Below are 18253 nucleotides of genomic sequence, written 5' to 3'. Positions count from 1 at the left end.
GACAAAAGGGTATCTGACATGAGTAACCAGGAATTTCATCAGCGCAGACTTTCGGCCACCCCGCGCGGCGTAGGCGTAATGTGTAATTTCTTTGCCCGCACGGCGGAGAATGCCACGCTTACCGACGTGGAAGGCAATGACTATATTGATTTCGCCGCCGGGATCGCGGTACTGAATACCGGCCATCGTCATCCTGAAATGGTGGCCGCAGTGGAAAAACAGCTGCACCAGTTCACCCACACGGCCTACCAGATTGTGCCATATGAAAGCTACGTTTCCCTGGCCGAAAAACTTAACGAGCTGGCCCCGGTACAGGGCCCGGCTAAAACCGCGTTCTTCACGACGGGCGCGGAAGCGGTGGAAAATGCCATTAAAATCGCCCGGGCCCACACCGGCAGGCCTGGCGTGATTGCCTTTGGGGGAGGTTTTCACGGCCGAACCTATATGACCATGGCGTTAACCGGCAAGGTCGCGCCTTATAAGCTGGGATTTGGCCCCTTCCCCGGGTCCGTTTATCACGTACCGTATCCCTCCGAGCTGCACGGCATCACGACGCAGGATGCCATCACGGCGATAGAGCGCCTGTTCAAAGCAGATATTGAGGCGAAACAGGTAGCGGCGATTATTTTTGAACCTATTCAGGGTGAAGGCGGATTCAACGTCGCGCCGCCAGAGCTGGTGGCCGCCATCCGCCGCATCTGTGATGAGCACGGGATCGTGATGATTGCCGATGAAGTGCAGAGCGGTTTCGCCCGTACCGGTAAGCTGTTTGCCATGGACCACTACGCTGACAAGCCTGACCTGATGACGATGGCCAAAAGCCTGGCTGGCGGAATGCCGCTGTCCGGCGTGGTGGGCCGCGCTGAGATCATGGATGCACCAGCCCCCGGTGGACTCGGGGGAACCTATGCAGGCAATCCGCTTGCGGTGGCCGCCGCGCACGCGGTGCTGAATATTATCGACAACGAGTCACTGTGCGCGCGCGCCTGTCACCTGGGCGATCGACTGAGCGCCACGCTGGAGGAGATTCAGGGCACCTTCCCTGCGCTCGTGGCGATAAGAGGAAGAGGATCGATGATTGCGGCAGAGTTTTTTGATCCCGAGAGCCGTGAACCGTCGGCCGCCATCGCGCAGGCAATTCAGCAAAAGGCACTTTCCCGGGGCCTGCTGTTACTGATCTGCGGCCAGTACGGAAACGTGATCCGCTTCCTTTATCCGTTGACCATACCGGATGCCCAGTTCACCCAGGCGCTGGCGATCCTGCAACAGGTTATGCGTGATAAGGCATAAGTGCCCACTGAGAACCGTCTCCCGGACTTCCGGAAGACGGTTTCCACGGAGGAAATGTTGGGGAATTTGGCCTGTTTCATTGTATGCTCCCTGAAACACATCCCTGGCAAGAGGAAATTAGAATTGCAAAATCCATCCGCCTATCAGTCACTTGTGAAAACCTTCCAGCGCCTCTCCCGCTTCTCGCATCTCTCCTCCATCGCCAGCTGGGACATGTTTACCATGATGCCGCCCGGCGGTAGTGCCGCGCGCGGTGAAGCGCTGGCGGAAATGAGCGTCCTGCAGCACCAGCTCCTTACCGATAAAAGAGTGGGCGAATGGCTGACCGCAGCGGCAGAGGAAGATCTGAATGACGTCGAACAGGCTAACCTGCGTGAAATGACGCGCCACTACCAGCAGGCGACCCTGCTGCCGGAATCGCTGGTTGAAGCCAAATCGCTGGCGGGCAGCAAGTGTGAGCACGCCTGGCGTACTCAGCGTCCCGCTAACGACTGGCAGGGTTTTTCCGCCAATCTAAAAGACGTCGTCAAACTCAGCCGTGAAGAAGCCCGTCTTCGCGCCGAGGCCAAAGGCTGTACCCCGTACGATGCCCTGCTGGATATTTTCGAACCGGACATGACCAGCGCGCGCCTGGACGTGCTGTTTGGTGATATGAAAACCTGGCTGCCGGACCTGCTGACGAACGTGGTGGAAAAACAGGCTCAGCGGTCGTTCGTCCCGCCACAAGGCCCTTTCCCGACGGCTACCCAGCGTGAACTCGGACTGGAAGCCATGAAGATGCTCGGCTTCGATTTTAACGGCGGTCGTCTGGACGTCAGTGCCCACCCGTTCTGCGGCGGCGTGCCGGAAGATGTGCGTATCACCACGCGCTATGACGAGGACGAGCTGCTCAGCGCGCTGTTTGGCGTGATCCACGAAACCGGACACGCGCGCTACGAGCAAAACCTGCCGCGAGCCTGGGCAGGACAACCCGTGGCGCTGGCGCGTTCAACCGCCATCCACGAATCTCAGAGCCTGTTTTTTGAAATGCAGCTGGGACGCAGCGAGGCTTTCCTGAAGCATCTGCTCCCTGCCGTTCACGCCCGCTTTGGTAGCCAGGCCGCCTTCAGCGAAGAGAACTTTATCGCCTGGAACCAGCGCGTGAAGCCAGGTTACATCCGCGTTGATGCAGACGAAGTGAGCTACCCGGCCCACGTGGTGCTGCGCTATGAAATTGAGCGTGCGCTGATTAACGGCGAGATCGAGGTGGACGATATTCCCGCCCTGTGGGATGAAAAAATGCAGGCCTGGCTCGGGTTATCAACCAAAGACAACTATCGCAACGGCTGTATGCAGGATATCCACTGGACCGACGGTGGGTTTGGTTATTTCCCGTCATACACGCTGGGCGCTATGTATGCTGCACAGTTGTTCCATGCCGCAAAAACCGCCCTGCCGGGGCTACAGGCCTCTATCGCCGAGGGCGATTTTTCGGCCCTGTTTGAGTGGCTGCGTCAGAACATCTGGCAGCACGGCAGCCGCTTCAGCACGTCGCAATTAATCACCCAGGCGACGGGCGAAGATCTGAATATCCGCTACTTCCGCGAACATCTCACCTCGCGCTATTTGTAATCTATTTGGCCGGGGGAACCCGGCGTAATTCAAATCACATTCTCATTTAGATTTTATGATTAATGGAGAGTATAGTTAAAAAATTAATGTTAATTAAATATACTTACCAACACCATCTTCAAAAAATCTTGAATAGTTTATTATTAAGATTTATATTTCTATCTCATCAATAACAATACTCTCGCGTGCCTCGTGATGCTCTGGACATAAAGAATTGAAGTACGTTAAGGCATTTTCATTATCAAGATATCCTTTATATAATGCAACCTTCCAATTATCATGAGTCCTATCTCCATTTTCTCTAATGCGCATTTTAAACGATTCCTTAATATCATTCACATTTTTCTTTTGAATCTTAAGCCAGTGAGATGTCGTTTTTGAGCAATATCTCAAAACTCTATCTTTCACATCTAAACTTTTTAAATGTAGTTGAATTCTACTTTTCTCTTCCGGCGTAACATTAGAAATAATAAGACATCTTACATCATAGCTAAAACGACCATCTTCAAAATTGACAATGATTTTAAAACCTACCCTTGAAATCAAATCAAAAAAAATAGGATGTATATACATTGCACTTCGTTTTTCTGTGCTGTAATATTTCTCCCCTTTTATCGGGGCACATTCTCTACATTGCGGTACAAGGTTGTCTGGGTAAATACTAAATTCAGACCAGAGATCTTTAGGGATGAAATGATCTAAGGTATCAGGTGATTTAGGATTTCCGCAATACGGACATTCATTTAAACCATGATCTCTACGCCTGGTGGACATTAGTGCGGCCAAGTCTTTTGGGGGTGTTTCATAATAATCTATCATCAGCATTTTTCCAGGACTTACAACCCCCCAACTGGAAGAAAAAATACCAGGAGGTAAAGAAGTTTCAAAATTGGATATCAATGTATCATATATCTGACATGCTGTAATAATCCTTGGTTTTAATAAATTAAACTCATTAATATTTTTTTTCTTGCAGCCATTTACCGACTCAACCCATGTTGTATCATTAGTTAATTTATCGTGAAACAAAAATTTCATCAAATTGGCTCCATTTTGATATACTCGTCATCTTCATTTTCATCATTTTTATATGGAAGTTTTGATGTCAAATATGCCAATGCTTCATCACCAAGGTTCTCCGAATATTTATCCAGCACCTCATTCAGATCTTCTTTTTTTAATAGTTCCTCTAACTCTATTTCATATGGCCTATCCTGAAAATAATCGTCAAAAACTTCGCCAACAATTGCATCCAATGACTCACCATAAGTTTCTATTCGTGGCATATCATTTTTCGTTACTCCGGCTTTCTCTCGCAATATTTTGACTCCACTCCTAACTACTTCTCGAGCCATAACTGCAGAATGTGTAGCTATAATTGCGTAAGATGACGAATCTTTTAAAAGACTCTTCAGCATCTTAATTAATCCCATCTCCAATGTTGGGTGAAGATAAAGCTCCGGCTCATCGAGAATTAATAAACTTTCATCCTTCATTTCAGAAACGATAGCAGGTATCATATAAGCGTACATTAATTGCCCAGAGCTTAAATGAATAGGTTTACCCTGCCTTATAATTTCAAAACCTTTTTTGGAATCTATCTTCTTTAATATCTTACGCTTTTCTTTAGAGTCTTTATTTAAAATAACCTCCTCGCCAGAATCAGTCCATAACCTAAAACTATCAAAATTTATAGCTAATGATAGAGTTTCTATGAGAAGTTTAAATCGAGAGTTTTTTTCCTCATCTTGCCACCAGAAATTTTCGTTATCATACTTTATGATATTCACTATGGAATTAGCTGCATATTCCTTAGGCCATGTGAGATCAAAAACACCACTCTTGTTTTTAAAACCAATATAAGTATAATCATTTACACCTTGCAATTTTCGACCAAGACTAAATCTATTGTTATTTGATTTGTATTTAGATTCACGGCTTTTAACAATGTCTAACTCTGTCTTAAATGATTCGAATGGAGAATATGCTACAACTAGTAATTTATTAAAGTATGGGAACGTGTCATTCGAATTCAACCCTAATATAGAATCCGCAATATAACCAAGTAATGAGGTTTTCCCAACTCCATTTTTACCTATTAAAAGATTTACATCTTCTCTTAAAAAAGAGACTTCATTATCGAATGAAAAGGTTATCGGCTCAATTGTATCAATGAAATTATCAGCAGTGAACGTTATACGTCTGTTTATATTATAACTGCCTGTCGCTATCGAATAGCCAGTTTTGAGGAGAGCATCGCCACTTGAATTATCTCTAAATAAAGCACCACTAAACCCATTCCAAGACTTGTAGATATCATTATTGCCAATAAAATAAGATGCATCACATAATAGCCTCAGTAATTCGTCAGCTTGATCCCTTGGGAAAATATTGCTTATTATTTTATAGTAATCTATATCCGTAGGTAATGAAACCATAACATTTTCGTTCATTACATCATTTATTTTATATATCTTTTCGTCATTTGTTTTAATTGCATTTTTTAAAAAATAGCTTGATGTATCCTCAACGTCTTTAACTAAAACCCTTAAATTTCCTAACTTTTCTTTTTTATTATCTTTTACGTAATAAACCTTGAATAAGATTACAAATCCAAAATCATTCCATGGCGTTTTAAAGTTTGTGCCTATATGATCCTGTAATAAATGAATACCATCAAAATCCTCAACCCCCATTTTTTGGGAAAAATACAATTCCATGCACCCTCCTAAGATGTTTATATATACATAGTCACGTTTTACCCGAATTACTCACAAAGATGATATCAATTGAAAAACTTGCTTAAAATCTCATAATTATAACTTTTGTGACAATCGTCACATTTTTAATGTTAACTACTTATCTGTTTTATCTCGTATTATGCAGCTAATAAGCCCTTTGAGTTATCCTGCTATTTTTCTGCCCGATTTCTCGCCAAATTATCAATCAGTAGTACGCACCAGTTTTGCTGTTACGCGCACTTCGACTTTTACTTGACAGCCTCAACATGCTCAGTTACATCACTTAGTTTATCTCTCTGTACTCCGGCGTCTTTTTTGGAATGTTTTGTTTTCCCGGTGCGTGCGCTCCCCCCTTCTCTTACTCCTACTGCCACTCTGTGCCCTATCTCGCCCTTAGCGGTCACTCTCTTTTAAATCGTATAAAAGGCCATTCAGCGTTCTTTTTTGGAGTACTAAGATGGATCTACCCCTAGTATACGTCAATAAATATACAATAATAGTGGTGATTAACTCTGGCAAGGGCATGAAGTCCTTATCTATGCTATTGATTATAATTGGTAATTTACTTTTGGCGGAAAATGTACATATGGTTACACGCCGATACCAATCACTCACGGAAACCTCGAATTTACAGGGATATAGTTATTTCAACGGCCCCGCAGTGGGGTTAAATGAAAAACCAAATTCGAGGGTATGAACATGAAAAAAGTATTAGCTCTGGTTGTTGCCGCTGCTATGGGTCTGTCTTCTGCTGCGTTTGCTGCTGAAACCACTGCTGCACCAGCGGCCGCTGCGCCAACTGCAACGACCACTGCTGCGCCAGCAAAAACTGTACATCATAAAAAACACCACAAAGCCGCTAAACCTGCTGCAGAGCAGAAAGCGCAGGCCGCTAAAAAGCACCACAAAAAAGCCGCTAAACCTGCTGTAGAGCAGAAAGCCCAGGCCGCTAAAAAGCACCATAAAAAAGCCGCTAAACCTGCTGTAGAGCAGAAAGCCCAGGCCGCTAAAAAGCATCACAAAAAAGCAGTAAAACACGAAGCTGCTAAACCAGCTGCTCAGCCAGCTGCGTAAGGTACAAGCTTAACCGTGCCCTTCGGGGCACGTTGGTAAACCGGCGCTGAACCGGAAAAGGTTCTGCGCCGTTTTTTTATCCGGAGGGCGTATGCTGCGACGCTATCGGTTTGAGCTCATTCTGTTCCTGCTTATTTTATGCGCGCTCATCGCAAGCCATTTTTATCTTTCCTGATTGTAGCACGCTGATTTTACTCCCACTTTCGTGCTGTCCCGTCTATAGTATTTTCATAGGGTTCACTTTTAATAATCATAATTACCCCCACCAGAGTGTGATATGCGTAAATCTGTTGTGTTGTTGCTGGGAACGTTTGGTCTTTTTTCTGGATTTTCACAGGCGGATGATGGCGGCGATGACGCCATTAGCGCGAAAGAGCTTAAGACGCTTTTTTTCGGTCATGACGATCGTACTCGCGTCACCGACCCAACACAGGCCCCCTGGGATGCTATTGGACAACTGGAAACCGCCAGCGGCAACCTGTGCACCGCGACGTTGGTCACCCCGCAATTAGCCCTGACGGCAGGCCACTGCCTGTTGACGCCCCCTAACGGAAAGCCAGACAAAGCGGTAGCCTTACGGTTTGTGTCGCAAAAAGGTGTCTGGCGCTACGAAATCCACGGCATCGAAGGCCGGGTTGATCCTTCTCTGGGTAAACGACTGAAACCGGATGGTGATGGCTGGATAGTGCCGCCCGCGGCAGCGTCATGGGATTTTGGCCTGATCATTCTGCGCTACCCGCCTTCAGGCATTACGCCACTGCCGTTATTCGACGGAGATAAAGCGGCGCTCACCGCCGCGCTGAAAGCCGCCGACCGTAAGGTCACGCAGTCAGGCTACCCGGTCGATCATCTGGATGCGCTTTACACCCATACCGACTGTGTTGTAACGGGCTGGGCACAAACCAGCGTGCTGTCGCACCAGTGCGATACGTTACCGGGTGACAGTGGTTCGCCCTTGATGCTGAAAACCGATAACGGCTGGCAATTGATTGGTGTTCAAAGCTCCGCTCCGGCGGCGAAAGACCGATGGCGAGCCGATAACCGGGCCCTATCCGTCACCGGTTTTCGCGATAAGCTGGAAGCGCTGGCTCAAGAGTAAGCCAGCGCGGCTGCGGGTGAAAAAGGGGTAACGGGTTATCAGGCGAGTTTTATCATGACCATACCCGCCAGCAGCAATATCAGTCCTATCCAGCCTTTGTTATTTAACCGCTGGCCGAACAGTACCCAACCGGCGGCAAGGGTGGCGGCGATACCAAAACCGCCCCACAGCGCATAGGCCACCGAAAGATCGATACCTTTGACCGCCTGCGACAGGGCGCTGAACGCCCCCAGAACCGCGGCTATCGACATCAGGCCATAGACTTTACGACGAAAACCGTCGGAGAATTTCAGCAGAACGTTGGCGAAAATTTCCAGCACGATGGCGAAACCCAGCCAGGCCGCATGAACCCATTCAAACTGTTGCATGGTTCTGCTCCTTCTGCTGTTTGGTCGGTTTACGGGTACCTGATTTAATCAGCACAATACCCGCGACCAGCGTCGTTAACCCGGCGACTTTCATTGTTGTTAATGTTTCGTCAAATATCAGGACGCTGAAGAGTGTAATCAATAAAATACCGATCCCTTCCCACAGCGCATACGCCACACCCAGCGCAATTTTTTTCACCGCAAATGAGAGGAAAATATAGGAAAGTGAAATCATCACCAACATTAAAATAAAACCGGTATTGCCATCGCTGACGCTCGCCCACTTCATCGACAGCGTGCCGGTAATCTCAGCGATAATAGCCAGAGCGAGTAAAATCCAGTAAAACATGTTTTTCTCCTGCTTGAGAATATAATCCATCGTGGCCCGCCGCATGCGGCAAACCAAAAAAATATGAAATTAAATCAGACAGCTAAGCGCGTAGCGCCAGCTCAGGCAGAAGAGATAACTATAGGGCGGTGCGCCAGTGTTGCTCACCAGCAACCAGGCAGAAGGAGGTGAAAAATACAGCGGTGTTGTTTGAAGAATACGTCCTGAACACATTGTCCATAAAATTACAATTATCCGCGTTGTTGCTTCTCGTCTTTGCGGATGAAAATTGTCCTCGGTAGTTAAACACGCTAAATTTGTACCATAAGCCAGGATTTTACTCAAAGTCTTTTCAATTCTTTACCCACACCGTTTGATTTTGGTTAGTTTATTGCAACGCGTTTCACCTTTATTATAAATAAAAAGCGTATTTCGGAGTCACCATGGCTAAACCCATTATTACCCTGAACGGGTTAAAAATTGTCATCATGCTGGGCATGCTGGTGATCATACTGACGGGCGTGCGATTTGCAGCCGACATCATCGTGCCCTTTATTCTGGCGCTGTTTATTGCGGTGATCCTTAACCCGCTGGTACGGCGCATGACGCGGCTACGCATCCCGCGCGTGCTGGCGATTACCCTGCTCATCAGCGTGATTATTGTTGCCATGGTATTACTGGTTGCCTATCTCGGCACCTCGCTGAATGAACTGGCGCGCACGTTACCGAAGTACCGATCGTCGCTGGCGATACCGCTGCTGCAGCTTGAACCCTGGCTGCAACGCGCAGGTATTGAAGTCTCGGTTGAGGAACTCCTTAAATATATCGACCCCAATGCGGCCATGACGATCGTCACCAGCCTGCTGGCGCAGCTTTCGAATGCCATGACCTCCATTTTCCTGCTGTTTTTAACGGTGGTGTTTATGCTGCTGGAGGTGCCTCAACTGCCGGCAAAGCTGCAGCAGATAATGGTCCGTCCGGTTGAGGGCATGGGGGCGATTCAACGCGCGCTGGACAGCGTCTCACGCTATCTGGTGCTGAAAACCGCCATTAGCTTGGTTACGGGTGGTGTCGTCTGGGTGATGCTGCTGGCGCTGGACGTCCGCTTCGCGTTCGTCTGGGGATTACTGGCCTTCGCGCTCAACTACATTCCCAACATCGGTTCCGTGCTGGCAGCGATCCCCCCTATCCTTCAGGTGCTGGTTTTCAGCGGGCTGTATGATGCGCTGGTTCTGCTGGCCGGATATCTGGCCATTAACCTGCTGTTCGGCAATATTCTTGAGCCACGGATGATGGGACGCGGGCTGGGGCTATCCACATTGGTCGTCTTTTTGTCTTTGATTTTCTGGGGTTGGCTGCTCGGTCCCGTCGGTATGCTGCTCTCCGTTCCGCTGACCATCATTGTGAAGATTGGTCTGGAACAGACCGAGGGCGGACAAAGCATCGCCGTGCTGCTGAGCGATATGAGCCAGAAATAGCGCTGACAGGAGGAATGTATAGATCCTCCTGTCTTCGCGATAAGCGCCCGAATAGTTACAAATGAAGATTCACGCCACGCGCGGCGACGGGCTTATCCCAGCGCGTCGACTACTCGCGCCAGCCCATTGCCGGTGCGACATGTTTGAGAATGGACCCAATCACATGCGCATTGTAATCCACACCGAGCTGGTTCGGTACGGTCAACAATAACGTATCCGCTTCAGCAATCGCCTCGTCTTTTTTCAGCTGTTCGATAAGCTTGTCCGGCTCCGCGGCATAGCTGCGGCCGAAGATCGCGCGCGTTTTCTCGTCAAGATACCCCACGCTATCGCTATCGTTGCGGCTGGCACCGAAGTACATCCGGTCACGGTCGTCCATCAGGGCAAAAATACTGCGGCTGACCGACACGCGCGGCTCACGCGTATGCCCTGCCTCTTTCCACGCCTGGCGGTACGCGCGGATCTGTTTTGCCTGCTGAATATGGAACGGCTCACCGGTTTCATCGTCTTTCAGCGTAGAACTTTGCAGATTCATGCCGAGCTTAGCGGCCCATACCGCGGTCGCATTCGAACCGGCGCCCCACCAGATACGCTCGCGCAGCCCTTCGGAATAGGGTTCCAGTCGCAGCAGCCCCGGTGGATTCGGAAACATCGGCTGTGGATTCGGCTTTGCAAATCCTTCGCCGCGCAGAACCTCAAGCAGCACCTCGGTATGACGGCGTGCCATATCTGATTCGTTTTCCCCTTCCTGCGGGACATAGCCGAAATGACGCCAGCCATCAATGACCTGCTCCGGGGAGCCCCGGCTGATGCCAAGCTGCAAACGACCGCCGGAAATCAGATCCGCCGCACCGGCATCCTCGGCCATGTACATCGGGTTTTCATAGCGCATATCAATCACGCCGGTACCGATCTCGATGGTTTTCGTTTTGGCCCCAATTGCGGCCAGCAGAGGGAACGGAGAGCTCAGCTGACGAGCAAAGTGGTGCACGCGAAAATAGGCGCCGTCCGCCCCCAGCTCTTCGGCCGCTACGGCCAGGTCGATGGACTGCAGCAGGGTGTCTGCTGCCGAGCGCGTGCCGGACTGCGGAGAAGGCGTCCAGTGACCAAACGATAAAAAGCCGATCTTTTTCATAATCCTGTGTCCTGATAATGCGTTGCGTTCTCCCTACTGTACGCATTACCTGTGGAGAATAAATGGCGTTTCTTTAACGGAATGATTCAAATAAATTGATTGAAATTTTTTCAGGTCCGTCGGGTGAAAAACGGCTGGTTATCGGTTTGATTTAACGTTACATCTCTATATCAGGACTTTTATATCGGACAGAGAATGAAAAGACGCTATGTTGTTGCGGATGTTTTTACTGATACTCCGTTTCTGGGTAACCCTGTTGCCGTCGTACTCGATGCTCAAGGCATGAACAAAGCACAAATGCAGCAGGTCGCCGTTGAATTTGGCTACAGCGAAACCACGTTCGTTTTGCCGCCAGACAATCCTTCCCATACAGCACGCGTGCGAATCTTTACGCCCTCGCGCGAGATCCCCTTCGCCGGGCACCCGAATGTTGGAACGGCTTACGTGCTTGCCCATTACGCCGCGATGAATCATCAGCGCCTGCCTGATACGCTACACTTCGAGGAAATAGCCGGTGTGGTGCCCGTTCGCCTCTTGCGCGACAACGATACGGTCACTGGCGCAGAACTCCTGGTGCCTGAGGCACTCTCGTGCCGCTCTGAAGTCAGCCCGGAAAGCGTGGCTGCCTGCTTATCCCTGAACACGGAAGATATCCGTACCGAGGTACATAGGCCTGTGGTCGCGTCGGTAGGTCTGCCCTTTCTGATAGCCGAGCTGGCTTCTCGTGAGGCGCTTCGTCGATGCGTGCCGAATTTACAGGGTTTTCGCGCGACTTTACCGCTGGATGGCGCCGTTTCCCTCTACGCCTACACCCTGGATACGAATGCTGATGAACCTCATGATGTGCAGGCCCGCATGTTTACTCCCCGCATGACAGAAGATCCTGCCACAGGCAGCGCGACTGCCGCTGCGACAGCGCTGCTGGCGTTGCACCGCAATAAAACGACGCTTAACCTTAACGTCAGTCAGGGCGTTGATATGGGACGAGCAAGCGTGCTGTTCGCGGGATACGATGCCTCGTCGGGAGAGGCGGTGGTTCGCGTTGGCGGAAATTGCGTGATGACGCTTGAAGGCACATTCTCGCTCTAGCGGAGGAAGGTCCTGTACATTTACCGTGCCTGATGGGATATATTGGCACACTATTTTTATCACAGGTAAAACCAGCAATGGCTCTGATCCCCAAAAACTACGCGAGACTTGAAAGTGGCTATCGCGAAAAAGCGTTAAAAATCTATCCCTGGGTATGCGGACGCTGCTCGCGCGAGTTTGTCTATTCCAATCTGCGCGAACTGACGGTTCACCATATCGATCACGACCATACCAACAACCCGGAAGATGGCAGTAACTGGGAGCTGTTGTGCCTGTTTTGCCACGATCACGAACATTCGAAATACACCGAAGCGGATCAGTACGGTACCACCGTGGTCGCCGGGGAAGACGCGCAAAAAGACGTGGGCGTCGCCACGTTTAACCCGTTTGCCGATTTAAAAGCGATGATGAACAAGAAGAAGTAATGCTTCAACCGCGGCGCGGGAGGCTCAGGGGGCACAGGCCCCCTTCTGCTTTACGCCGCGATCAACGCAAAACGCTCTTTCAGAATTCGGGGGATGTCGTCCTCCGCCAGCTGCCGGGTTTCCGTGCCCTTCGCCGTAATGATTTTCAGCATATTCCCCAGTAAAATCTCGCGTCCCTCCGGTCGATGCTGCACCACCACACGCTTCTGCACAAAAATGGCATCCGGGTGCGTGGAGTTAAGGTAGTTGGCCGGAACGAAATCAATCCACTCCTGTGGCGTGAGATCAAAGCCGTACTGACGGGCCCATTCTCCCGCCACCTTCGCCTGAAGTAGATATTCGCCCTCAGCGCTGCGGCTAAGCCGGAACGTGTCAAAATCCTGTGCAATATCAACATCAAGCGTGTCCAGAGCCATTGGCGCACGAATGCCATAGCTGCCAAACCCGAGGTCGCAAAGCCACTGTCGGCTCTCCAACTCAGCAATTAACGCCATATGGGTTTTTGGCCGCCGTACGGGATAGAACATCGGGCGTGCCGCCACAAAACGGTAAGGAATACCTAACGCCTCCAGCGCCATGGCAAACAGCCCGTTCACCTCATAGCAGTAGCCGCCGCGCCCCTGTGTTAACAGCTTATCGGCAATATCGTCAGGTGCCAGCGAGACAATTTTCCCCGCCTGTACATCCAGATTTTCAAACGGGATTGCAAAAAGCTGATGACGCATAAGCGCATGCAGGGTACCCGTATCGGCAGCCGCGGGGCCAGTGTAGTTTATGCGTTTGAAATACGTGGAAATATCAAAATTATCGCTGTGCATAATGCCTCCTTGTCCTGAACATGTCGGACACTATAGATGGCGTGCATTATTGGCTGTATAGTCAGTTTTATCGAAAATTAGCCTGAACAGATACCATGTCTGCCCCATCCCCGTCCTCTCCTCACTATCGCCGTATTGCGGATATGCTGCGTCTTACAATTACGTCTGGCGCGTTGCGAGCCGGTGACAAGATCATCTCCGCGCGTAAACTGGCCGAACGCGAGCATGTCAGTCTTCCGACGGCGCTTGAAGCGCTGCGCTGCCTTGAGGCCGAGGGGCTGATTGTTGCACGTCCGCGTTCAGGTTATTACATCCACCAGACAAGCCTTCCGCAGCCTGTGGAGCCTTCTCGTTCTCCGCCAGGCCCGGTTCCCGTCACCCTGTCGGCTATGGCCCGGTCGCTGTTCAGCAGTTCAGAAGCCCGTCTGGTGCCTCTGGGTGCAGCCCTGCCCGATCCTGCTTGGCTGCCGGGCGAGACGCTACAGCGGGCGTTGCACTCCGCGGGCCGACGTCTGGACGCGCACGGTCAGAGCTATAGCCTGCCGCCGGGAAGACGTGATTTGCGAAGCAAGATTGCCGCGCGTTCTGCACAGTGGGGAGCCCGTTTCAGCGCGGATGACCTTATTATCACCGCAGGTGCGACGCAGGCGTTGCGCCTTGCGCTACGAGCCGTGTGCCAGCCCGGTGATGTGGTGGCGATTGAGCAGCCAGCCTACTTTGGTACGCTCCTGCTGCTGGAGGATTTGGGTCTGAAGGCCTTATCGATCCCCACCGATCCTGTTGAGGGCCTGCTGCTGGAACCGCTGGCGGACGCCATTCGGTGCCACCGCCCGGCCGCCGTTCTGGCCTCCCCTACAGTGCAAAACCCTTTGGGCGCCAGTATGCCCGTCACGCGTAAGCAGGAACTCGTTGCCCTGCTTGACGCGGCAGATATTCCTCTCATTGAAGATGATGTTTACGGCGATCTTGTCGGCGAGGGACAACGTCCCCCAGCCTGTAAAGCGTTCGACCAGAGTGGAAATGTCATTTATTGCAGCTCCCTGTCTAAAACGCTTGCGCCCGGCTGGCGAATCGGCTGGGTTGCCGCCGGACGCTACTTTCCGCAGGTTTTACAGGCCCGCATGGCCGGAGACTGGGCAGGCGCTCCGCTGCTGGAAGCCGCAACCAGCGAAGTCCTGGCGAGCGGCGATTATGATCGCCATCTGCGGCGGCTCAAGCGTCGCGTTGCGGAGGGAATAGACGCCGTCGTGGCGCGGGTCGAGGCAAGTTTTCCTCCCGGCACGCGTGTTAACGCGCCCGCCGCGGGTTACTTGCTGTGGGTAGAACTTCCTTTGCAGGTCAACGCGCTGGAGGTACATCGTCGCGCGCTGGCGCTGGGTATTGGCGTCAGCCCCGGCCCGCTGTTTTCCCCTGCCGCAGAGCTGTCTCACTTTTTGCGGCTAAACTGCGCAAACGAACCGACGCCCCGCCTGCTGAATGCCGTGGAGCGGATTGGGGCGCTGTGTTATGAACTGGCGGATGCGCGGCCGTGACGGTCTGCGGTCCTTTTTCACAAATTGAGGATTGCGCGCTCTTTAACGACAGCGTCAGGATTGGCTCTTTTTATCGCGGCCAGAAAAGCCGTGAAGTTATGATTCCAGAGGGTGAGATTGTTATAAAACTGCACCTGCTTTTCATTAGCACCGTCACGGTAAATAACAATCCAGACCCGTCGGCTATTTATCTCGATATTCCCCGGCCCGATTTTAATGATAGTAGCCAGCGCAATCTTACGGGTGGCGTTGTTTTTAACTTCATATAAAAACTGGTCATCATAAAACCATGTTTTACCTGCATTCCCGCCAAAAATTAAGGGGTTAGCAGATATCTTTTTCATCCCGTTATGATCTGAAATAAGGCGCTTTGCCTGACGAATACGTCTGACAACAAATCTTAACAGGATGAAAAGCGCAATGAGGGGCAGCGCGACTGATATCATTTTTAGGCTCTCGTACATATCCCTGCCCCGTCATACATTCTTATTAACGCCGTGAGTATAACGCGGCGATCGTTTATGACAATATCCTACCTTGCCACCGGCAAATCTGCGTACCGCGTCGTATACGCCGGTGACAGCATCTCACGCTTCATCGCCCAGGATTTCTCAATCCCCTGCCCGGCAAACCATATCTTCCCTTTGCCGGAATGGTTTACGCTGTCGATTATCTCCATCAGCGCTGCGCTATTGGCACACAGGCGGTTATCATCAAACAAATTCAGCTGGGCGACGCCGCTGCTGAAAAAATCCGCCAGCATCACCCCCGCTTTCATATAGCGATACCCGTCAAGCCATATACGCCCCAGCGCCTCCGTGGCAGCACGGATGATATCGCGCGTGTCATTAGTGGGTGTCATCAGGGTGACTGAGGCCTGGTTGCCGTAATAAATTTCGTTGTCGGCATGCGGGCTGGTGCGCACAAACACGCTGATAAAGCGGCAATACTGATGCTCGCCGCGCAGTTTTTCGGCGGCACGCTCCGCGTAGGCACAAATGGCCTGGTGCATCTCTTCGTATTGCGTAATACGGTGTCCAAACGAACGACTACAGATAATTTGCTGCTTCGTCGGGGTAAACTCTTCCAGATCAAGACAAGGCTCACCGCGAAGCTCGCGCGCCGTGCGTTCCATTACCACGTTAAAATGTTTGCGAATGACCCAGGAGGACGCTTCCGCCAGCTCCAGCGCCGTGGTAATCCCCATGGCGTTGAGTTTTTTCGTGATGCGTCGCCCGACACCCCACACTTCCTCTACCGGCACCTTCGCCAGCAGCTTACGCTGCCGTTCGCGATCCGATAGATCGACCACGCCGCCGGTGGCAGACCACCGCTTCGCCGCATAGTTGGCCAGCTTCGCCAGCGTTTTGGTCGGGGCAATACCGACCCCAACGGTCAACCCCGTATTTTTAGCGACCTGGTTGCGCATCTGATGGCCAAAAGCCTCCAGCGACATGCAGCGGCTGACGCCCGACACGTTCACGAAGGCTTCATCAATCGAGTAGATCTCAATTGCCGGAGCAAGATCGGTCAGCGTTTGCATCACCCGGCTGCTGAGATCGGCATACAGCGCATAGTTCGAGCTAAAAACATACACCCGCGCCGGATAACCCTTCTCCTTGAATTTAAAGTAGGGCTCACCCATTTTTATGCCGAACTGTTTGGCCTCCCGCGACAGCGAAATAATGCAGCCGTCGTTGTTCGAGACCACCACGATGGGTTTGCCCTCCAGATCGGGGCGAAACACCCTCTCGCAGGAGGCATAAAAGCTATTCACATCAACCAGTGCGAACATGTTTATACGTTTTGAGGGTGTGAGTGACAACGCCGAAGATTTGTAGCTCCTCTTCTGACTGGAAGGTAATCGGCTGATAGCGGGCATTATGCGGCAGCAACCTCAAAACCGGACGGGTCTGTAGCTCTTTCACCGTAAACTCACCGGCAACCGACGCCACGACGATATCCCCATGTTCGGCATTTAACGAACGATCGACCACCAGCAGATCGCCGTCGCCGATCCCAGCCCCAATCATCGAGTCACCACTCACTTTTATAAAGTAGGTCGCACTAGGGTGCCTGACCGCCAGCCGGTTAAGATCGAGACGATCCTCCACATAATCCTGCGCCGGGCTGGGGAAGCCGCAGGCGACGCGCTCCAGAAAGAGAGGTAATTCAATGACTTGATTAGAGTGATAAGAAAAGAGAGTGCCCATAAATGCTTTCCTGCCGTAATGCTGTATATAAATACAGTATTACGGATTATGGGCCAGGATCAAGATGCTTTCCGGCGGTGAAGCCGAACGTATTGAAGTTTGAACGGATTTAGTTCAACGATCGGCCTACCAGCGTATTCAGCGTTTCCAGAGCGTCAGGCGGCAGTTGCAGTTCTCCTGCTGCGAGATTTTGCCGCAGATGCGCCACGGAAGAGGTGCCGGGGATCAGCAGAATATTCGGGGAACGTTGCAGCAGCCATGCCAGCGCAACCTGCATCGCGGTTGCGCCAAGGGAATCCGCGACGGCCTGCAGATCGCTGGATTGCAGTGGCGTAAAGCCGCCCAATGGGAAAAACGGCACATAGGCAATCCCCTGCTGCGCCAGTAAATCCACCAGCGCATCGTCGCCGCGGTTCACTATGTTGTACATGTTCTGCACGCAGACAACAGGCACCATCTTCTGCGCTTCCGCAATCTGAGTGACCGTGACATTGCTCAGACCAATGTGGCGTACCAGCCCTTGCTGCTGTAACTCTGCGAGGGTGGAAAGCGGTTCAGCAATCGATCCTTCTGCCGGGCCGTGAGCGCTAAACATGATCCGCAGATTCACCACATCCAGTACATCCACCTGCAGATTACGCAGGTTATCATGCACCGCCTGAGTCAGCTCCTGCGCGGAAAAGGCCGGCAGCCAGGCACCTTTATCGTTGCGGCGGGCCCCGATCTTGGTGACGATAGTGAGATCGTCCCGGTACGGATGAAGCGCCTCGCGGATCAGCTGATTGGTCACATGGGGACCATAAAAATCGCTGGTATCAATATGATTCACCCCCGCCGCCACGGCTTCGCGTAACACCTCCAGCGCGGCATTTTTATCTTTCGGAGGGCCAAATACGCCCGGTCCGGCAAGCTGCATCGCGCCGTACCCCAGTCGTTTAACCGTCCGCGTACCGAGCGCGTACGTCCCGCTTTTATCAATGCTGCTCATGTTGACCTTCCTCATAAAAATGATCCGGATTTACAACAGGTTCCTGACCGGAGCCCTTCGTTAA

At 51.3% G+C, this 18253-nt stretch carries 19 protein-coding genes; 8 read left to right on the top strand and 11 right to left on the bottom strand.

The genetic code is table 11. The features are described from left to right. Positions 1–18: 18 nt before the first annotated feature. Positions 19–1290 carry a 4-aminobutyrate transaminase gene (gene puuE, locus A4308_RS14635; RefSeq protein WP_045282040.1) on the top strand — a complete coding sequence of 424 codons (1272 nt, stop codon included), beginning with the start codon at positions 19–21 and terminating at the stop codon, positions 1288–1290. A gap of 123 nt (positions 1291–1413) precedes the next feature. Next, positions 1414–2901, top strand: a complete 1488-nt coding sequence (locus tag A4308_RS14630; RefSeq protein ID WP_045282039.1) for a carboxypeptidase M32 — start codon at positions 1414–1416, stop codon at positions 2899–2901. Positions 2902–3051: 150 nt separating this feature from the next. Here the strand turns inward: A4308_RS14630 and A4308_RS22540 are convergent, their stop codons facing one another. Together A4308_RS22540 and A4308_RS14620 are read right to left on the bottom strand one after the other, a co-directional pair. Next, on the bottom strand, positions 3052–3939 hold the full coding sequence (locus tag A4308_RS22540; protein ID WP_156491233.1) for an HNH endonuclease: 888 nt from the start codon (positions 3937–3939) through the stop codon (positions 3052–3054). After that, positions 3939–5621 carry an AAA family ATPase gene (locus A4308_RS14620; RefSeq protein WP_045282038.1) on the bottom strand — a complete coding sequence of 561 codons (1683 nt, stop codon included), beginning with the start codon at positions 5619–5621 and terminating at the stop codon, positions 3939–3941. The genes A4308_RS22540 and A4308_RS14620 overlap by 1 nt, the downstream gene beginning before the upstream one ends. A 720-nt stretch (positions 5622–6341) precedes the next feature. Here A4308_RS14620 and asr point away from each other — a divergent pair. Together asr and A4308_RS14610 are read left to right on the top strand one after the other, a co-directional pair. After that, positions 6342–6716: an acid resistance repetitive basic protein Asr gene (asr, locus tag A4308_RS14615; RefSeq protein WP_014883624.1), complete on the top strand. Its 375-nt coding sequence runs from the start codon at positions 6342–6344 to the stop codon at positions 6714–6716. Positions 6717–6993: 277 nt separating this feature from the next. After that, a complete protein-coding gene (locus A4308_RS14610) occupies positions 6994–7815 on the top strand; it encodes a trypsin-like serine peptidase (protein WP_045282037.1) in 822 nt (273 codons plus the stop codon). Positions 7816–7853: 38 nt separating this feature from the next. Here the strand turns inward: A4308_RS14610 and mdtI are convergent, their stop codons facing one another. From mdtI to A4308_RS22990, 3 genes are all read right to left on the bottom strand, one after another. Next, positions 7854–8183: a multidrug/spermidine efflux SMR transporter subunit MdtI gene (mdtI, locus tag A4308_RS14605; RefSeq protein WP_014883622.1), complete on the bottom strand. Its 330-nt coding sequence runs from the start codon at positions 8181–8183 to the stop codon at positions 7854–7856. Beyond that, the gene (mdtJ, locus tag A4308_RS14600) at positions 8170–8532 is read right to left on the bottom strand and encodes a multidrug/spermidine efflux SMR transporter subunit MdtJ (protein WP_014883621.1); all 363 of its coding nucleotides are present in this window, start codon (positions 8530–8532) and stop codon (positions 8170–8172) included. The genes mdtI and mdtJ overlap by 14 nt, the downstream gene beginning before the upstream one ends. Positions 8533–8650: 118 nt before the next feature. After that, positions 8651–8821, bottom strand: coding sequence for a protein YdgV (locus A4308_RS22990; RefSeq protein ID WP_086527785.1), 171 nt, complete (start codon positions 8819–8821; stop codon positions 8651–8653). A 133-nt stretch (positions 8822–8954) separates the two neighbouring features. Here A4308_RS22990 and A4308_RS14595 point away from each other — a divergent pair, with 133 nt between their 5' ends. Continuing rightward, positions 8955–9989, top strand: a complete 1035-nt coding sequence (locus A4308_RS14595) for an AI-2E family transporter (protein WP_014883620.1) — start codon at positions 8955–8957, stop codon at positions 9987–9989. A 109-nt stretch (positions 9990–10098) separates the two neighbouring features. Here A4308_RS14595 and A4308_RS14590 read toward each other — a convergent pair whose 3' ends face one another. After that, complete coding sequence (locus tag A4308_RS14590; protein WP_045282036.1) at positions 10099–11124, bottom strand: LLM class flavin-dependent oxidoreductase; 1026 nt, start codon at positions 11122–11124, stop codon at positions 10099–10101. Between the two features lie 195 nt (positions 11125–11319). Between A4308_RS14590 and A4308_RS14585 the strand changes: the two genes are divergently transcribed. Beyond that, positions 11320–12213: a PhzF family phenazine biosynthesis protein gene (locus tag A4308_RS14585; RefSeq protein WP_014883618.1), complete on the top strand. Its 894-nt coding sequence runs from the start codon at positions 11320–11322 to the stop codon at positions 12211–12213. Positions 12214–12290: 77 nt separating this feature from the next. Next, positions 12291–12638, top strand: a complete 348-nt coding sequence (gene yajD, locus A4308_RS14580; protein ID WP_006808895.1) for an HNH nuclease YajD — start codon at positions 12291–12293, stop codon at positions 12636–12638. Between the two features lie 50 nt (positions 12639–12688). Here yajD and A4308_RS14575 read toward each other — a convergent pair whose 3' ends face one another. Then, a complete protein-coding gene (locus tag A4308_RS14575) occupies positions 12689–13456 on the bottom strand; it encodes an arylamine N-acetyltransferase family protein (RefSeq protein ID WP_045282035.1) in 768 nt (255 codons plus the stop codon). 95 nt (positions 13457–13551) lie between these two features. On the opposite strand from A4308_RS14575, the gene A4308_RS14570 reads away from it, so the two are divergent. Continuing rightward, positions 13552–14988 carry an aminotransferase-like domain-containing protein gene (locus A4308_RS14570; protein WP_014883616.1) on the top strand — a complete coding sequence of 479 codons (1437 nt, stop codon included), beginning with the start codon at positions 13552–13554 and terminating at the stop codon, positions 14986–14988. 17 nt (positions 14989–15005) lie between these two features. On the opposite strand, the gene A4308_RS14565 is transcribed toward A4308_RS14570, so the two are convergent. The 4 genes from A4308_RS14565 to A4308_RS14550 all read right to left on the bottom strand — a co-directional run bounded on the left by A4308_RS14565 (position 15006) and on the right by A4308_RS14550 (position 18189). Beyond that, positions 15006–15452 (bottom strand): hypothetical protein, encoded by a 447-nt coding sequence (locus A4308_RS14565; RefSeq protein ID WP_049011157.1) that lies wholly within the window; start codon positions 15450–15452, stop codon positions 15006–15008. Positions 15453–15520: 68 nt separating this feature from the next. Then, complete coding sequence (umuC, locus tag A4308_RS14560) at positions 15521–16783, bottom strand: translesion error-prone DNA polymerase V subunit UmuC (protein WP_014883614.1); 1263 nt, start codon at positions 16781–16783, stop codon at positions 15521–15523. After that, a complete protein-coding gene (umuD, locus tag A4308_RS14555; RefSeq protein WP_014883613.1) occupies positions 16767–17201 on the bottom strand; it encodes a translesion error-prone DNA polymerase V autoproteolytic subunit in 435 nt (144 codons plus the stop codon). The genes umuC and umuD overlap by 17 nt, the downstream gene beginning before the upstream one ends. A gap of 109 nt (positions 17202–17310) precedes the next feature. Continuing rightward, positions 17311–18189 carry an aldo/keto reductase family oxidoreductase gene (locus A4308_RS14550; protein WP_045282033.1) on the bottom strand — a complete coding sequence of 293 codons (879 nt, stop codon included), beginning with the start codon at positions 18187–18189 and terminating at the stop codon, positions 17311–17313. Positions 18190–18253 lie beyond the last annotated feature (64 nt).

This window comes from Enterobacter sp. ODB01 (assembly GCF_001623605.1).
In the GTDB taxonomy this organism is placed as follows: domain Bacteria; phylum Pseudomonadota; class Gammaproteobacteria; order Enterobacterales; family Enterobacteriaceae; genus Enterobacter; species Enterobacter kobei.
The sequence above is the reverse complement of the archived record's forward strand: the minus strand, read 5'-3'. Positions and strand labels throughout refer to the sequence as shown.

Bases quoted from the DNA above. Each gene is read 5' to 3' on its own strand.
- A4308_RS14570 (WP_014883616.1), top strand. From the start codon at position 13,552: ATGTCTGCCCCATCCCCGTCCTCTCCTCACTATCGCCGTATTGCGGAT.
- A4308_RS14595 (WP_014883620.1), top strand. From the start codon at position 8,955: ATGGCTAAACCCATTATTACCCTGAACGGGTTAAAAATTGTCATCATG.
- A4308_RS14550 (WP_045282033.1), bottom strand. From the start codon at position 18,189: ATGAGCAGCATTGATAAAAGCGGGACGTACGCGCTCGGTACGCGGACG.
- asr (WP_014883624.1), top strand. From the start codon at position 6,342: ATGAAAAAAGTATTAGCTCTGGTTGTTGCCGCTGCTATGGGTCTGTCT.
- A4308_RS14575 (WP_045282035.1), bottom strand. From the start codon at position 13,456: ATGCACAGCGATAATTTTGATATTTCCACGTATTTCAAACGCATAAAC.
- mdtJ (WP_014883621.1), bottom strand. From the start codon at position 8,532: ATGTTTTACTGGATTTTACTCGCTCTGGCTATTATCGCTGAGATTACC.
- umuD (WP_014883613.1), bottom strand. From the start codon at position 17,201: ATGGGCACTCTCTTTTCTTATCACTCTAATCAAGTCATTGAATTACCT.
- A4308_RS14610 (WP_045282037.1), top strand. From the start codon at position 6,994: ATGCGTAAATCTGTTGTGTTGTTGCTGGGAACGTTTGGTCTTTTTTCT.
- puuE (WP_045282040.1), top strand. From the start codon at position 19: ATGAGTAACCAGGAATTTCATCAGCGCAGACTTTCGGCCACCCCGCGC.
- A4308_RS22540 (WP_156491233.1), bottom strand. From the start codon at position 3,939: ATGAAATTTTTGTTTCACGATAAATTAACTAATGATACAACATGGGTT.
- mdtI (WP_014883622.1), bottom strand. From the start codon at position 8,183: ATGCAACAGTTTGAATGGGTTCATGCGGCCTGGCTGGGTTTCGCCATC.
- A4308_RS14590 (WP_045282036.1), bottom strand. From the start codon at position 11,124: ATGAAAAAGATCGGCTTTTTATCGTTTGGTCACTGGACGCCTTCTCCG.
- A4308_RS14565 (WP_049011157.1), bottom strand. From the start codon at position 15,452: ATGTACGAGAGCCTAAAAATGATATCAGTCGCGCTGCCCCTCATTGCG.
- A4308_RS14585 (WP_014883618.1), top strand. From the start codon at position 11,320: ATGAAAAGACGCTATGTTGTTGCGGATGTTTTTACTGATACTCCGTTT.
- A4308_RS14620 (WP_045282038.1), bottom strand. From the start codon at position 5,621: ATGGAATTGTATTTTTCCCAAAAAATGGGGGTTGAGGATTTTGATGGT.
- yajD (WP_006808895.1), top strand. From the start codon at position 12,291: ATGGCTCTGATCCCCAAAAACTACGCGAGACTTGAAAGTGGCTATCGC.
- umuC (WP_014883614.1), bottom strand. From the start codon at position 16,783: ATGTTCGCACTGGTTGATGTGAATAGCTTTTATGCCTCCTGCGAGAGG.